Genomic DNA, 14,164 nt, shown 5'->3' with positions numbered 1-14,164 from the left:
TGTACCGCTTCGTGTACTTGCTTCCCACCTGGTGCTACTTCCTCTGGAACCTCAGATCCCAGTCTCCAGGTGTCCACGATCAAGGGGAAGGCCCAGCGGAGCCGGTTGATGGTGCGGGTGCGCTCGGCAACCAGATCGGTGCGGTGGCCGGTAAGCAGGCCCAGCTCGATGGCGGCCTCGTCGCCTGGACGGATGGGCCGCAGGTCGCGGCGCATGCGTGCCTGGTCAGCGATGATCCTGGCATCGCGGGCGTCGGTCTTGCCCTCACCGCGGTAGGCGTCGGACGCGCGGTTCACCATGCGGCCCGGGATATACAGCAGCTCCTGCAGGTGATTGATCAGGACTGCGATCAGCAGCCCGGGTTCGCCGCCGGTCATGTCCAGCGCCCACATCACCTCGCGGCCGTTGGCGGTGTCGAGGACGTCACCAAGCAGCTGGAGGAACTGCGGTTCGTCGTTGGCCACCCTGCGCGACAACAGGGTCTTCCCGTCAGTGTCCAGCACGACGCAGTGGTGATGCGTCTTGCCGCAGTCGATTCCGGCCCATATCCGGCTCATCGTGCTCCCGAAGTCGTTCCTGCTTTGCGTACCACGGACGACCTCGCCGGCATTGCTCTACGCAGCGACTACTTCGCACTTCCCAATCGGCGGCCGAGTCGTCGTGGGGAGCGGGGCGGCCAAGCCTCCGAAGCCATGGACGGCAGCCGAGCTGAGAGCCACACCCCACTCCCCTGGGTGCCACAACCCTACGAATGGCTGGGGCCAACCCGTGATCAGAAAGGTAGAGCGAGCTGATGGACACCAAGCCCCTCACCGTCGACGGCTTCCTCGACTCCGTCCCCACACCCGGCGCCGTGCCGTACACCGCCCGGTTCCAGCTGGTCGTCTCGCCCACCGACGACGTCGTGGACGACGTGATCTGGTCCTGCACCACCGTCAACGCCCGGATCGCGCACGCGCTGCTCACCGAGACCCAGCCTGGCGACCTGCTGCACGTCTCCGGCGTCCTCACCCAGAGCGACACCCCGGCGGAGCCTGCCCGGCTCACCGTCGACGCCCTGGAGGTCCTCGCCCCCGCACCGGCGCGGGCACTGCAGGAGATGGTCCTCGACAGGTATGGCGACTACGTCGTGGTGTTTGACGCCGACACCGACGCCGTGCCGGTCTTCACCGCCCTCGGGCAGTGGGTCGGCATGGCGGAAAGCCCCGACACCATCGGCACGCTGATCGAGATCCACGAGCGCGTGAAGGGCGGTGACGCGTGATGTCCACGACCACCGCGCAGCCCCGCACCGTTCTGGAGCGGTTCCCCGCCGGAGCCCCCCGAGGTTCATGGCCGGCGGAAGAGTACGCCGCCGCCCAGCGCCTCCGGGGCACCAACGCCCAGGTCGTGATGGACCTCGGTAGCGACCAGTTCCTCGTGGTCACTGACACCACCCCCCAGTAGCACCACCCCCGAGCGCCGCGCCCGACCTTCCCGGCCGGGCGCGGCGCTCCGTCGTTCCCGTCCTCACCACGTACCTGGAGGCTCCTTCGTGCGCCCGATCCTCCTGATCTCGTTCGGCTATCTGCACCTCCCCATCGGTCCGGACGGCTTCCCCGTCCCGCCCGCCGCCGACCGGATCGAGGACGTCCGCGACCGGCTCCGCGACCCGGCCGCCGCCCGCGACATCCTCGACCTGGACGGCCTCGATCCCCGCGTCCAAGACGTCGTCCTGAACACCCCCGGCGCCCGCGAACTCATCGCCAACCTCGCCGACTACGCCGACCTGCCTGCCGGTCCCCGCCGCATTGCGATCGGTTGTGCAGGAGGCCGGCACCGTGCATGCGGCCTCACCGAAATCCTTGCCCGCGCGCTCCGTGACCGAGGCCGCGAGGTCGAAGTCGAGCACCTCCACCTCCACTTGCCGCGCGTGCTCAAGACGCCCGCCAACGGCACCGCCCACACCAGCCCCACACAGGAGTCCACCCGATGAAGCGTCTCTTCCGCCGCTGCGGCCACGCGCCCGGCGCCCTCAGCCCCGAGGACCAGGCCGCCGTCGACCAGTTCCGCGCGCTGCTGCGTAGGAGGCGAGGTGCCCGGCGGTGCGGAAACCGCTGCCGTCGCCGATGGCGACGATCACGGCGGCCGTGGTCCTGACGCCCATGCCGGGCAATGGCGTCAGGAGGTGGAAAAGAGGGAGGGCCTCCAGCAGGGCCGCGATCTCCTGCTCGGTGGCCTGTCGCTGGGCATGGGCGGCGGCGACCGGGGACGGCAGTCAGCGGTCAAGCGGTGCCCCGAGGCCCGGCGGCAACACCCCCCAGGACATGCCTGCGACAGGGGGCAAACAGCCATACCGGACCCGGGGGCCAGGCGCCCCGTTGCGGGGCCACGAGAAAGGTAACGGGGTGTCACGTGGGCGCCGGATCCAGGACGGACCACAGGGGCGGGCGGACTTGTGTCTGTCCACCCACCCCTGTGTCACGGCGTCAGTCGGTCCGGTCGTTGAGCCCTTCAGGTACGACCCATTCCGGGTAGTCGAACCGCTCACCGAGGGCGACGAGACCCGGTCTGTCGGCCGGTACGTGGTACGCCTTCATGGCGCGCAGGAACAGCCGGTAGCCGAGATCCGCGCACGACTCGGTGACCACCCGCTCCAGCGCGGGGACGAGGCCGGTCACCGGAGTGCCGAACGGGGGGTTCTCGACTGCGAGGCTCAGTTGTTCCGCGACCGGGCGGATCACCTGGAGGACGGCCCGCCGAAGTTCCTCGTCCACCACGGGTCGCGGCGGCGGGGGGACGAACGCGGGATCGTTCTGGCGCACCCGGGCAAGCCATGCCTCTTCGGCCTTCTGCAGCCAAGCGCCGGCGCTCATGCCGTACTCCCCCGGATCGAAGACCCCGTGGGTGGCGGCGAGCCAGACCGTGCGGATCGTCTCGTCCGTCAGCGGAGAGCGCAGCAGCCGCTGGACGTCCTGACCGAGCTGGACGGCCTTCGAGCGGTCGAACTCGTCGACCGACGACTCCGCGATCTTGAGCCACACCACGGCGGGGCCCTCGTCAGAGTGAGACTGGACGTACTTCCTGTAGAACTCCTCCAGCACCTCCCATTGCGAGGCCAGCCAGGTCAGCCCAATGTCCGTCGTGTAGACGCCCTCGAGGAAGTCTCCCTCGGCGTCGCTCTCAGGCACGTGTGCCATCGTCAGCCCTCCAGATAGGAGGTGTACACGACCCACTTGCCCTGCCGGTGCTGAGCGACCTTCTTACCGATGTACTTCAGCTGCACGATGACCCACTTGGACGTGACTTCGCTCTTCTGGGCAGTTTCGCCGGTCTTCACCCACTTGTGGCCCAGTGGTTTGCCCCCGGTCTCGATGTCCCTGACTTGCCAGCGGATCGTCTTGAGCTTCGTGGGCAGCTTGCGCCCCATCCTCTGCGCCTGCTCGGTCTCCCAATCGGTGAGCTCCTTCAGGTGCTTCGGGCTGTGCTCGAGCCACTGTGTCATGGCCTTGTTGACGGCGTCCCGGGCGATGTCGGTATTGAACCAACGGGTGGCCACACCCCCTGTGGTCCTCGGGTCGAGAGCCTTCGCCTCCATCTGGGCGTCGGTCTTGTTCACGTGCTCGCTGATCGTGTGAGCCCCTTCGATGTCCTCGTCGGCGACGATGTCCTCGCAGTTGTGGACGAGGACGCTCTGCGGGTGGGCGCCTTCGGTGCTGACGTAGAACGTGTGGATGCCGTCGACCGTCAGGTCGAAGACGTCCTGGGGTGCCAGGCCGGCCCGGTCCTTGACGGCCGTGACGGTGCGGAACGTCCCGTCCGGCGTGCGCAGGCTGTCGCCCATGTGCAGGGCGGAGACCAGGGTCCAGCCACGGCCCTCGACGAAGAACCGGTGGCCAGGCGTGCTGGACAGTCTCCCGTCGGCCACCGTGATGTCGACGAGCCGCCGGGTGCTGTGCCGCAGGGTGTCGGTCACCCGCCGGACCGACGGCCGGCCGGTCTCCGGGTCTGTCGCGCGGACCAGGTCACCGAGGCGTATGTCGCGGATCGCCTTGTGGCTTCCGTCCCCCATGAGGACCTGGGTCTCGCCAGGGAAACTGTTCCTGGTGCACGCGGTCGTCAGGTCCTCATAGAGTTCGACCTCCCTCTCGATCGCGGCGACCGCCGCCGTGTCTATGCCGTCGATGGCCTTGAGCGCTTTGAACGCGTCCCGGACTCCGATGCCGGTGGCGAACGCGGCGTCCACGGCGCGCAGCGCTTCCGCGATGGGTCGGATGATCTTGCCCGCGAAGAGGCTCGCGACGTCCAGGGACGCCCAGGCGCAGCCGCCCCAGCTGCCGCTCTCGAAGCCGGAGGTGAACTTCTGGGCGCACTTGATCCAGCTGCCGAAGAGGATGTCGATGGGATCGACGCCGTCCTGCCACTCGGCGATCGTGATGGTGTGCGTGAACTCCTGGGACAGTTCGTCGGTCTTGACCTCGCCCAGATACGTCGTGGCATCGGTCGGGCACATGAGCTTCTGCGGGTCGATGCCCTCGGCGGCGCACAGGTACAGGCTGAGAACGGCCTTGTACTTGATCTTCGAGGTGATCGTGCAGTTGCCCGTGTAGGCGAGGTGGTTCCACCAGTGGTCGCAGATGGTCATGGAAGCGGGAGCAGGTCGGCGCCATCAACGCCGCTTCCAGCAACGGCAGCAGCGACTCGGTCGAGTAGGGCGCCAGCGCCTTGTCAATGGTCTTCCACTGCACACGCAGCTGCTGCGAGGACGTGAGCGGCGACGTGCTCGTCATCGCGGTGCTCCCGGGGGATTGATCCTGACGGGTGCCAGGGTGGCAGCAAGAGCACCACCAATGCTTCTGAGTTGACAATCACGCGCTTACCGGTCAGCTACAGCGGCACTCCGGGCGACCCGCCCTGTTCGGCCACCGTGTTGGGGGGGGACTGTCAGTCGAGGCCGCCGGTCTCTTCGACGTGCTGCACGAGTGCCGCCACGATCCGTGGGCGAGTGGCATCGGGGACGAGGGTGGGTTCCATGCCTTCCTGGATTCCCCAGTCCGTGTTGAACATGACGGGGACGTCAGCCGGTGCCACGTTGTTCCGGAGCCACAGGGCGACCCGGGCCGCAAGGTGGGCGTTGCACTCCCGGACGGACACGCCCTCGGGTTTTAGGCTGGCAAAGCCTTCCAGGGTCTCGTCGTCGAAAGTGATCCCGAAGATCATCGATGATCCGCGGACCGGGCCGTCTCCTTCGTCATCGATACGGATGAATGTATCCGGATTCCGCTCACGCAGCCGTGACTCGAATCCCTCGTAGGTCAGGCCCCAGCTCTGCCCGCGCGGTGGGGTGAAGACGAACATGGTGCGCAGTTCCGCGATCTCTTCCGGTTCCATAGCGGTACTTTCCTGGGGATGGGCTGGTCAGGGAACGTAGCGGGCATGGCCTTTGACGCCGTAGGCCGCCATCATGATGCGCCAGTACTGGACGGCATCCTGGTTGTTGGTGACCGTCTCGACACCGCGCATCTCCCTGTTACGTGGGTCGTTGAGCGCGGCCGCGTACTTGCGGAGTTCCAGGCGGTCATCCTTGTAGAGGAAATCTCTGTCGCCGGTCGCGTGGTTCTTGCGGAGGTCCTCCAGCGAGCGGTAGCACCGTTGGTTCGGCTTGTTCACGTATTTTGCCTCGACCGCCATCCCGTCGAGGTTGCGGAATCCGTCCACCATCAGCGTGTTGGACGGACTGATCCCTGCTGGGATTGGTACCTCGAACTCCGGGAAGCCCGACACGCGCCTCTGGTAGGCCTGCTCGGCCGGCTTGCCGCCGGAGATGTCGCCCTTGCGTAGTGAGTCGAGCCAGGTCTGGAAGTTCTGCCCCTGGCCGGGCGTGAGCTGCGGGAACCGCGGGTCGGAAGGAATCGCCGGAAGGACCGGCTGAATGTGCGGAGTGCTGGAGGGCAGGGGACGGTAAGCGGCCGGTACCAGCGTCGGGACGCGGATCAGGGGGCCGAGGAACGGCGGGAGGTTGGGAAAAAGGCCGCCGTTGTCCGGCTGTGGCATCTTGACTCGGGACTGGGAGCTGTCCAGTGCGTGAGGGATGTTGCCGAGCGAGGTGATGCGCGTGTCGCTGGCTATGAGGTCATGCAGGCCGCCGTCGTGGCCGTCGCCTCCGAAGCGTGGCTGTTCCCAGGGCCACAGGAAGTCACCGTCGAGTCCGCTGTTTTCCGTGGGAAGACGTTGTTTGGCGGTTTCGACGTGGTCGGCGTAGGCGTCGCAGGCGTTGGCGAGCATCGTGCAGGCCGTGGGGAGGCTCGCCAGGAGAGTGTCGTGGTCGCCCACTTCGCTGGGTGGTGGTGTCTTGCCGACGAACTCCCTTGCCCAGGGTGTGGCCGGGCAAGGCGGCGTGTCATGAGCAGGGTCATCGACCAATAGACCATCGCCTCGGCGCTGGTGGTGCGCCGCTCGAAGTCGCGCACCAGACGGCGGCTTCGCATCAGGTGGGCGAAGAGGCGCTCGACGATCCACCGCTTGGGCAGCACCACGAAGCCGCGCATGTCGTCGCTGCGTTTCACGATCGCCAGGACCAGCGCGAGCCTGGCCAGGCAGTACTCGACGAGGCTGCCGGTGTAACCGCCGTCGGCCCAGACCAGTTCCAGCCGGTGGTGCGCGTCGGCGACCTGCCCGAGCAGCACCTGGGCGGCGATGCGGTCGCCGGTGTCCGCGGCGGTGACCATCACGCCCAGCAGCAGGCCGAGCGTGTCCACCACGACATGCCGCTTGCGGCCGTTGATCAGCTTGCCGCCGTCGAAGCCCCGGCTGTCCGCACCGACCACGGCGTCCGCTTTGACGGACTGCGAGTCGATCACTGCGGCCGTCGGCTGCGCGTCCCGCCCCAGCTCCTCGCGGACCCTCACGCGCAACCGGTCGTGGAACTCCTTGACCAGGCAGTTGTCGCGCCAGCGGCGGAAGAATGCGTAGATGCGGTCCCACGGCGGGAAGTCGACGGGCATCGCCCGCCACTTGATCCCGTTGTCCACGAGATACCGGATCGCATCGAGCATGGCTCGGTGGCAGTACCCCTCCGGCCGGCCGCCCCGGCCACGCATCCAGCCCGGCACCGGCAGCAGCGGGCGGACCACGGCCCACTCCCCGTCCGTCATGTCCGTCGGATAGCGAGGCTGCCGCGTCACGTTGTCGGCGGCGTTTCCGAACCGGTGAGCCAGGCAGTCACACTCCCAGGTGACCACGCTGGACTGCCCGGCCATCGGCACGCAAGACTGCTGCACCAGGGCCTCCTGCTGCTCGGTGATTCGACACCAACGAGCTGTTCAGGAGGCCCTGTTCGTATGCGCCCAGCGCCCCGCGACCACCCGATCGGGACTCCCGTTCGACGCGCACCCCTCAAGATCGAAAAGACAACAGCTTCTTAGAACAGAGCTTCGCCAGGTGTGTGGGGCAGGTGAGGGTTCCGAGGTCTCAGGTGAGCGAGTTGTATGTTGCTGTGCACTGGGTGCCCGAGGGACTTGTCCCGCTGTGAGCTGTCCACCTATGTTCGATCACTATGCTCGGTTCCCCGATGATCAGTGTCATAGTCGCCGCGCACGACCTTCAGGGACAGCTGGAGGTCTGCCTGAATTCGATACTGAACCAGTCCTTCCGGGACGTGGAGGTTGTCGCGGTCCTGGACCAGTCTGCTGAATGCCCTGCGGACTTGGTGGATGACTATGCTCGGCGCGATGGGCGGATCTCGGTCGTTCGGCTGACGGGCGTCGTCAGCATCGGCCGGATACGCAACGCGGGGGCGGAGCGCGCCGCCGGTGACTACCTGCTGTTCCTGGACAGCGATCACATCATCGGGGGTGAAACGCTTCAGGCGATGGGCGATCAGCTGCAATCGGCAGACGAGCCGGATGTTCTTCTCTTCGGGCACACTCGCCTCCATCGCGGCCGCTCGTGGCCCGGTGCCGCCGCCGGGCTGCTTGCCCGGCAGGGACGTGAGCCCTTCGCCTCGATCGACCAGCCCGAGTTGTTCGGTGCTCCCGCCTACTCCTGGGACCGGTTGATCCGCCGCGACTTGTGGATCCGGCAGGAACTCGCGTTCCCTGACGGTCTCCACGAGGAGGTCACAGTCGTCCACCGCGCCATGCTCGCCGCCGACCGGGTCGCCGTCCTGAAATGGAACTGCGTCCAGATCCGTCGTCGGCACACTCAACACCCCGCAGGCTCACCGGACGGCACCCACTTCGACGTCTTCGGCCGGTACGAAGAGAGCTCCGACTTGCTCGAGGAGCGCGACGCCCTGGACGTTGTGGCTCCCTTTCTCTTCACTCGTATGATTCGTCACTACCTCTTCCTTCTCAATCTCGAGGGATGTCTCTCCCGTTCCGAGCGCCCGCAGTTCTTCGAACGCGCCAGCGAGCACTACCGGCGGTTCCTCCCCGACGGCTACGAACACCCCGAAAGTCGGGAGGGTGTCAAGTTCCAACTCGTGGCGAGCGGGAGATACCGTGCGCTGAAGGCCGCCAGTGTCCCTCAGCGCGCGCGGAGTTTCGTCTCTCAGGGCGCCGCCGTCCGCGGACGGTAGCCCCAGGATGGGTGACTTCGACCGTTACTGCCGCCGACACAGCGGCGCCGCGTAGTCGCCAAACGCACCACATCCCCCTACCGGGCCGGCCGCACCGGGACGTCGTGGTTGAAGCGATCCCGTGCTGGGAGAACTCGGCCTTGGCGGCTCGTTGCGCAGGCGCAGCTCGATCGGGAAGGCGTACCACGCCACCGCCCGGCTGATCGTGCGCCGGGTGAAACGGCTGAACCCCAAAGAGCGTGCCCGAGGGGCAGGCCGAACTGTTCGGCGCCTGGCGCCACCACGGGCTCTTCCAAGATTTCCGTGAAGCCGATCGTGCTTCTGTGCGCCGGTGACGGTCTGTCACCGGAAGGTCGATGCTGGCCGAGTTCGCCATCAGTCCACGCCTCTTTCGCTCTCGCCACCACCTGCTTGAACCTGTTGAGGTCAAGGGCGTGCCGCGGAGGCCGCGGCGCTCGACGAGCGGTACGCCGTGGACGTCGAGGCGCTGCGAGAGGTGCTGCCCGACCCGATCGGCGTCGACGAGATCGAGGCTCGCTTTGGCGCGGTCTGGATCTCGTCGACGCCTACCACCTGCTGTTCTTCGCCGAGCCGTTCGACGACCCCACGGTGCAGGTCGAGAACCCGATGCCGGGCGTACGAACGCCAGTCGGAGGGGATCAACCCTCGCCCAGGCCCGGCACACCTTGATCTTGTGAACTACGCCATTGGTGATCTGCCGGTCTAGGACTTGGGGTCGAACCGTCGGGTGCAGGAGCGGAGCCCGCAGCGTAGCGGCGCATATTGGGCGCCGCCTGATTGAGATGTGGGGTCAGACTGTGATGCGGTGGCCTGGCCCGGAGGGACGGGCGAGGCCACCGATGGCCATGGCGGCAAGCACGGCGCCGTCAACCGTCTCCACGGCGTCGCCGTCTGTACGGCGAGCTGTCACCCAGGTCGGTGGCTCAACTGGGCGTGGCCCGCAGAGCGCCGCAGAGTGCGGGGGCGGTCGCGGTCTGAGGAAGCTTGGGATCGAGTTCACTCGGGCCGAGTACGTTGGTGAACTTTCCGCTGCCGTTGTAGTCAATGCCGTGGACGACGACGACGGCGTTGCCGCGGCGGATGCTGGCGGCCGCATCGGCAGTGACCTTGAAGGTTCGCTTGTAGGTGTAGGCGGAGCCGGTGGGGAAGCGGGTAACGGCCACCTCACTCTTGGGGCCGACGTCGCCGCGTGTGGTGAGCGAGGCGCCGACTTTGCCGTATGCCTTTCCGCCGTCGGCGGTACTGAGCGCCCGATGTCCGTTGAGCAGGGTGGCTTCCGAAGCGATGGGGCATCGGCCTTGCCCGTCGATGTGGATGTGCGCAGCGTGCGGGACGCCGGCGAGGAGTCCGGAGACCATGACAGTGACGGTGGCCTGGTTGCCGGTGAGCTGGACGCGGGCGGTGCCGGAACCGGTGACGTGGTTGGTCGGGACCGGGCTGAGTACGGTGGAGAAAACTTGCGTCTTTGTGGGCTGGCTGTTCGAGCCTTCTGCGGCTGTCGTGGGGGCCGTGGTCAGGGCGACACCGCTGACGGCTATGACGGCCAACGTTCCTGCGAGTGCCTTGTTCACTGCCTGCTCCTTGTCCGGCCCGGCGCAACCGCGCCGGGCAGCAAGCACCCGTTCCTGAAAGCGGGTGACTGATGGGCGTGTACTGACTGCACGCCTATCCGTCACCCTAAGGGCCTAATCCGATGGAATGCCCTGATAAGTAGGCCATTCGGGTGACATGGGTTTCCCCCACACGGTGTGCGTCTGCTGGCGTTCACGCAGTTCACATAGGGTGTTCCCTTTCCCGGATGACTCTGATGATGGGGGCGGGGCGGTTAAGCAGCCGCCCGTCGAGGTAGAAGTCCACGTGCTCGTTGTAAAATGCGAGGCTTGCGAAGGGTGACACCTGACGGGTCGGAAAGTCGTACGCCCAGGCAAGATCGGCAGGCGGTCGCCGTCGTGTGCCGCAGTACGGCGTCCCGCACTTGGGGGCCTTCCCCCTCGGGGTACGCGAACAGGAAGTATGCGGTCGGGCCCAGCGTTGTTTCCAGCAGGATCCAGCCGATCGCGTGACCAATGAAGCCTGGGGCTGCCAGCAGTGCCGTGGAAAGGAACAACAGTTGGCTGCCAGGACAGCCTTGCCTTGAGCAACGGTGGGCTCGCTGGCCAGGGCGGAGCGGCCCGTTCTGCTTCGCGCTGCCGTAACCATCGCCGCAGGTGGTCGTAGTCGTATCCCTTGTCGGCGTGGAGCTTGCCCGGCTTGCGCCGCGGCGAGAGCGGATCTACGGTATGCCCGACTTTCTTGATCGTGGTTCGAACTGGTCACTCGTAAGATCAGCGGGACCCAGGGGCTCTGGGTATGGCTGTCAGCGGTTCGCCATGAGATGGCTGGAAAGGCTTGGCCGTCCGGAGCGTCCGCGTACTCCCTGAAGTGCTCAGCCGAGTACAGAGATAAACGTGTTCAGCTCTCACGCAACGTCGGTCTCGCGCTCGATGGCGGCGAGTCGGTTCTTGAGCCGATAGCCGGGGCCGTTGATCGCGATGACGTCGCAGTGGTGCAGGAGGCGGTCGAGGATCGCGGTGGCGAGGACCCCGTCGCCGAAGACCTGGCCCCAGCGGGTGGCCAGGTCTTTGACCTTGCGCGGGTCGAGTTCGGGCTGGAAGGAGAAGTCGTAGTCGTCCAGCGTCTTGTGGTGCGGCAGCTTCGACAGCCGCAGACCCTGCCGGAAACGCCGGTCATCGCGGACCGCAAGCTCTTCAGCCAGGACCAGGTCAAGGAAGTCGAGGTAGCCGAGCTTGCCCTCCTCGGCCCGCTCGACGTACTGGTTCAGGATCTCGGCCAGGTGGGGCAGGCCGAGCTTGGCGGCCGTGCCGCGGATGCGGGCGGTGACCAGCTGACTCAACGGGCTTCCTTCGGCGTTGAATTGGTGGTGAAGAGGCGGGTGCCGGTCAGCTCCTCATAGACCGACAACGGACGCCGGCTGACCTCGATGCGGCTTGCGGCCGACCGGTTCAGCAGGGCCTTGAACGGTCCAGCCTCCTCATCCAAAGCGTCCCGGTGGCGGGGCTGGGGCATCACATCGCCGGTGGTGACGCGTCGGTTGTTGCCTTTGGGCAGCCCGTCCCAGTGCCTGTCGTCGACGATGCGGGCGCCGCGGCCAACAGCCCGCGGGTGGACGGCCAAGAGGGTCTTGCCGCTGGCGTCGGCGATGGTGGAGTGCAGGCTGCAGGTCGGCGGCGAGGTCCTGGTGTTGGAGCTAAGCGCTGTCCCGTAACGATCTCCGTTGCGTGGGCTGGTCGGGAACCCAGGGCCAGGTGCGGGCGAGGCGGAGCCAGCGGCGACGGCCGGTGGTGACGAGCTGGGCGGCGGCGGAGAACAGCCGCAGTCGCAGGCGCTTGGGTTCCCAGCGGCGGGCGTGGCTGGTCAGGGCGAGCATCGGCATCCAGGCCAGCAGGTCGAGGGTGAGACTGCGTCACCGCAGGTCGCAGGCTCCTCGGCTTCACGGAGCGGTCTGCGGACACCCGCGACCGTGAATGCCCGAGGTTAGAGCCCTGGCCGGGAGGGGGTCTCGCGTGTCCAACAAGTCTGCTCAATAGGGTGACTCGTCTCAGTGGCCACCCTCGACGGCGGCGGCCTGGTGCTCGGCATCGCGGGCTCATGGGCCGGAGCGCTCACGAGGCTGGCCAATCAGCGAGCGCAGCACCGGCACCGTAGAGCCGGCCGCGGTCAGCCCAGCCAGCACAGCGCCCGCGGGGGGGACATCCGTCAGCGCGGTGAGGCCGCCGACGATCAGCCCGAGCACGAGCGCGGTGAGCAGAACGACGGTGGTGTGCAGGGACAGAAACGGCGGCTCCGTTTCAGAGCCGCTCCGGCCGGGCTGCGCCGGCGGCGGTGTCATCTGGGTCATGCCAGCACCATCACCCCAAACATGCCGCTGACCTGCATCAATCGAACAAGCTGAGTCCTAGGCCGATCAGGACCGCCCACCACCGAACACATCACCGTCGTGTTCCGGGTCGTTTCGCTATGTTCAGTGCCGTTCCGGTCAGGTGGGTCTACTCTGCTGCCCACAAGCACGCACCGGGGGGACGACGTGGCAGCCAATGGCGGGAACGGTGGAGGCAGTTACGCGGCAACGCTGCAGGAGCTGGCTGCGGCGTTCACTGAGCTGAAGCGGGATCGTGGAGCCCCCTCCTACGACCGCATCCTCGTGCGCGGAAAGAAGGTGTGCGGCGAACGGCATGCGATGTCGAAGGCCTCCGTGAGCGAGGTGTTCGCCGGACGGCGGGGCCCGGCCTCCCTGGACCGACTGCTGTGGCTGGTGCGCGTCCTGCTCTCCTATGACGACGGCGAAGAGGTGAAACCGCCCGAACGGCGTGACCCCGAACTCCAGGCCTGGAGGGACCGTTGGCGCACTCTGGAACGCGCCCGAGCCACTGCCCGCCGTGCGTCGTCGACGGATGACGCGGAAAGAGTGCTCGCGGCCGGCCGGGACTCGGTTGCGGCCACCTCCCCGGTGGAAGGCATTGAGCCCGACGACACATTCTTGCGGTCCGGAAGGCATCAGCGCCGCAGCACCTTTGAGCTCCTGAGCGATCTCCCCGCACCCGCCACGCTACCCGCGGGAGATGACAGCGCAGCCACAGCCAGACGGGGGGCACCGCCGCCACCGGATACCTCGCTCGCCACAACGTCGCCCCTGCGCCTTGCGGACGTGCCACAGCCGACGATGGTCGTGCTGCCACCGAGGCTCGCGGAGGCGTTCTCGGCGCCGGAAGTCCGCGTGGACGCGGCCTGTCTGACCGCGGAGACGCTGATGCTGGCGCTGGGTGAACCGGTGCGGCTGATCCACGAGGGCCGCATCCGCCCCCGGTCGATCGACGTGCGGATCCTGCTGCCCTCCCGAGAGATCAACCTGGCGTTCCCGATCTCTGTGAAGAGCCCCGGGGACACATCTGTGAAGATCCCCGACAACGACCCGGTCCACCAGCGCTGGCTCGAGCAGCGCAACGGCCAAGGGCAGGTCCTGCGTCACAATCTGCTGACGCTGCGTTCGTCGCACGGCATCGACGTCCGGGTGTCCTTCCGCGCGCTGCCCTTCACCCCTCCCGTGAAGCTGTACCTCCTCAACGGGACGGAGGCCCTGACGGCGTACTACATGCTCACCAAGCGGGAGGAGGAGGTGGAGAGCCAGACCCTGGAGATGTACGACACCCTCGGCGCCGCGTCCCTTCTCTTCTCCTTCGAGCGTCGGGCGGGCATGCGGGACGCGGCTTTCGTCGACCAATCGCAGAAGTGGTTCGACGCCCTCTGGGAAACCATTACGACGGACCTGACACTCTCCTAATAGGACTCCGTTAGGTCTTCCTATGAGTCCTGATCACGAGCATGTTGGGTGTGTGGACGCACATGAAGTGAGCCTTGTCCGGGCGACGTTGGCGTTTTACGTGGCTGACGTGTTCGCCTCGGGGCCGCGCAAGGACCAGCGGGCCAAGGGCGACTAAGGGCGTGCAGATCTTTAACCCGTGGCTTTCCGCCCGGTGATTCGTTGGTCTGACATGGGTGAGTTGGAAGAGCAGCGGGCCATGTTGTCAG

15 protein-coding genes and 2 pseudogenes are annotated in these 14,164 nt (G+C 66.9%); 5 read left to right on the top strand and 12 right to left on the bottom strand.

All coding sequences use genetic code 11. From position 1 onward, the window contains the following. Positions 1 to 557 (bottom strand): IS110 family transposase (locus ACFVWD_RS54520; protein ID WP_389606309.1); only part of this gene is annotated, 557 nt, incomplete at its 3' end. A 236-nt stretch (positions 558 to 793) separates the two neighbouring features. Here ACFVWD_RS54520 and ACFVWD_RS54515 point away from each other — a divergent pair. From ACFVWD_RS54515 to ACFVWD_RS54505, 3 genes are all read left to right on the top strand, one after another. Beyond that, entirely contained in the window at positions 794 to 1,264 is a 471-nt protein-coding gene (locus ACFVWD_RS54515; RefSeq protein ID WP_389606307.1) for a hypothetical protein, read from the top strand. Then, the gene (locus tag ACFVWD_RS54510; protein ID WP_389606306.1) at positions 1,264 to 1,446 is read left to right on the top strand and encodes a hypothetical protein; all 183 of its coding nucleotides are present in this window, start codon (positions 1,264 to 1,266) and stop codon (positions 1,444 to 1,446) included. The genes ACFVWD_RS54515 and ACFVWD_RS54510 overlap by 1 nt, the downstream gene beginning before the upstream one ends. 88 nt (positions 1,447 to 1,534) lie before the next feature. Then, positions 1,535 to 1,975, top strand: coding sequence for a hypothetical protein (locus ACFVWD_RS54505; protein WP_389606304.1), 441 nt, complete (start codon positions 1,535 to 1,537; stop codon positions 1,973 to 1,975). Positions 1,976 to 2,014: 39 nt separating this feature from the next. Here the strand turns inward: ACFVWD_RS54505 and ACFVWD_RS54500 are convergent, their stop codons facing one another. The 6 genes from ACFVWD_RS54500 to ACFVWD_RS54475 all read right to left on the bottom strand — a co-directional run bounded on the left by ACFVWD_RS54500 (position 2,015) and on the right by ACFVWD_RS54475 (position 7,259). Beyond that, on the bottom strand, positions 2,015 to 2,146 hold the full coding sequence (locus tag ACFVWD_RS54500; RefSeq protein WP_389606302.1) for a hypothetical protein: 132 nt from the start codon (positions 2,144 to 2,146) through the stop codon (positions 2,015 to 2,017). Between the two features lie 322 nt (positions 2,147 to 2,468). Further along, complete coding sequence (locus ACFVWD_RS54495; protein WP_143687667.1) at positions 2,469 to 3,170, bottom strand: hypothetical protein; 702 nt, start codon at positions 3,168 to 3,170, stop codon at positions 2,469 to 2,471. An 11-nt stretch (positions 3,171 to 3,181) separates the two neighbouring features. After that, positions 3,182 to 4,624 carry a polymorphic toxin-type HINT domain-containing protein gene (locus tag ACFVWD_RS54490; RefSeq protein ID WP_389606301.1) on the bottom strand — a complete coding sequence of 481 codons (1,443 nt, stop codon included), beginning with the start codon at positions 4,622 to 4,624 and terminating at the stop codon, positions 3,182 to 3,184. A gap of 299 nt (positions 4,625 to 4,923) precedes the next feature. Then, the gene (locus ACFVWD_RS54485) at positions 4,924 to 5,370 is read right to left on the bottom strand and encodes a hypothetical protein (RefSeq protein ID WP_389606299.1); all 447 of its coding nucleotides are present in this window, start codon (positions 5,368 to 5,370) and stop codon (positions 4,924 to 4,926) included. A 27-nt stretch (positions 5,371 to 5,397) separates the two neighbouring features. Then, entirely contained in the window at positions 5,398 to 6,033 is a 636-nt protein-coding gene (locus tag ACFVWD_RS54480; RefSeq protein ID WP_389606297.1) for a restriction endonuclease fold toxin-2 domain-containing protein, read from the bottom strand. Positions 6,034 to 6,104: 71 nt separating this feature from the next. Further along, positions 6,105 to 7,259, bottom strand: coding sequence for an IS5 family transposase (locus tag ACFVWD_RS54475; RefSeq protein ID WP_389606296.1), 1,155 nt, complete (start codon positions 7,257 to 7,259; stop codon positions 6,105 to 6,107). 275 nt (positions 7,260 to 7,534) lie between these two features. On the opposite strand from ACFVWD_RS54475, the gene ACFVWD_RS54470 reads away from it, so the two are divergent. Beyond that, positions 7,535 to 8,557 carry a glycosyltransferase family 2 protein gene (locus ACFVWD_RS54470; protein ID WP_389606294.1) on the top strand — a complete coding sequence of 341 codons (1,023 nt, stop codon included), beginning with the start codon at positions 7,535 to 7,537 and terminating at the stop codon, positions 8,555 to 8,557. A gap of 944 nt (positions 8,558 to 9,501) precedes the next feature. Here ACFVWD_RS54470 and ACFVWD_RS54465 read toward each other — a convergent pair. The 5 genes and pseudogenes from ACFVWD_RS54465 to ACFVWD_RS54445 all read right to left on the bottom strand — a co-directional run bounded on the left by ACFVWD_RS54465 (position 9,502) and on the right by ACFVWD_RS54445 (position 12,476). Further along, positions 9,502 to 10,149, bottom strand: a complete 648-nt coding sequence (locus ACFVWD_RS54465) for a CHRD domain-containing protein (RefSeq protein WP_389606292.1) — start codon at positions 10,147 to 10,149, stop codon at positions 9,502 to 9,504. A gap of 887 nt (positions 10,150 to 11,036) precedes the next feature. Then, entirely contained in the window at positions 11,037 to 11,471 is a 435-nt protein-coding gene (locus ACFVWD_RS54460) for an ATP-binding protein (protein WP_389606290.1), read from the bottom strand. Further along, positions 11,468 to 11,752 (bottom strand): hypothetical protein, encoded by a 285-nt coding sequence (locus tag ACFVWD_RS54455; protein ID WP_389606288.1) that lies wholly within the window; start codon positions 11,750 to 11,752, stop codon positions 11,468 to 11,470. The genes ACFVWD_RS54460 and ACFVWD_RS54455 overlap by 4 nt, the downstream gene beginning before the upstream one ends. A 73-nt stretch (positions 11,753 to 11,825) precedes the next feature. Further along, positions 11,826 to 12,035: pseudogene (locus ACFVWD_RS54450) on the bottom strand (transposase); the annotation flags it as partial. A 189-nt stretch (positions 12,036 to 12,224) separates the two neighbouring features. After that, positions 12,225 to 12,476 (bottom strand): hypothetical protein, encoded by a 252-nt coding sequence (locus tag ACFVWD_RS54445; protein WP_240362656.1) that lies wholly within the window; start codon positions 12,474 to 12,476, stop codon positions 12,225 to 12,227. Positions 12,477 to 13,280: 804 nt separating this feature from the next. Between ACFVWD_RS54445 and ACFVWD_RS54440 the strand changes: the two are divergent. Next, positions 13,281 to 13,916, top strand: a pseudogene (locus tag ACFVWD_RS54440) (GntR family transcriptional regulator); the annotation flags it as partial. Positions 13,917 to 14,164 lie beyond the last annotated feature (248 nt).

The sequence above is a fragment of the Streptomyces sp. NPDC058086 genome (assembly GCF_042885015.1).
GTDB lineage: Bacteria > Actinomycetota > Actinomycetes > Streptomycetales > Streptomycetaceae > Streptomyces.
The sequence above is the reverse complement of the archived record's forward strand: the minus strand, read 5'-3'. Positions and strand labels throughout refer to the sequence as shown.

What these genes read in the sequence shown, in the direction of transcription:
- ACFVWD_RS54445 (WP_240362656.1), bottom strand. Translation starts at nt 12,476, where the DNA reads ATGACCCAGATGACACCGCCGCCGGCGCAGCCCGGCCGGAGCGGCTCT.
- ACFVWD_RS54490 (WP_389606301.1), bottom strand. Translation starts at nt 4,624, where the DNA reads ATGACCATCTGCGACCACTGGTGGAACCACCTCGCCTACACGGGCAAC.
- ACFVWD_RS54470 (WP_389606294.1), top strand. Translation starts at nt 7,535, where the DNA reads ATGCTCGGTTCCCCGATGATCAGTGTCATAGTCGCCGCGCACGACCTT.
- ACFVWD_RS54480 (WP_389606297.1), bottom strand. Translation starts at nt 6,033, where the DNA reads ATGCCACAGCCGGACAACGGCGGCCTTTTTCCCAACCTCCCGCCGTTC.
- ACFVWD_RS54500 (WP_389606302.1), bottom strand. Translation starts at nt 2,146, where the DNA reads ATGGGCGTCAGGACCACGGCCGCCGTGATCGTCGCCATCGGCGACGGC.
- ACFVWD_RS54515 (WP_389606307.1), top strand. Translation starts at nt 794, where the DNA reads ATGGACACCAAGCCCCTCACCGTCGACGGCTTCCTCGACTCCGTCCCC.
- ACFVWD_RS54510 (WP_389606306.1), top strand. Translation starts at nt 1,264, where the DNA reads ATGTCCACGACCACCGCGCAGCCCCGCACCGTTCTGGAGCGGTTCCCC.
- ACFVWD_RS54485 (WP_389606299.1), bottom strand. Translation starts at nt 5,370, where the DNA reads ATGGAACCGGAAGAGATCGCGGAACTGCGCACCATGTTCGTCTTCACC.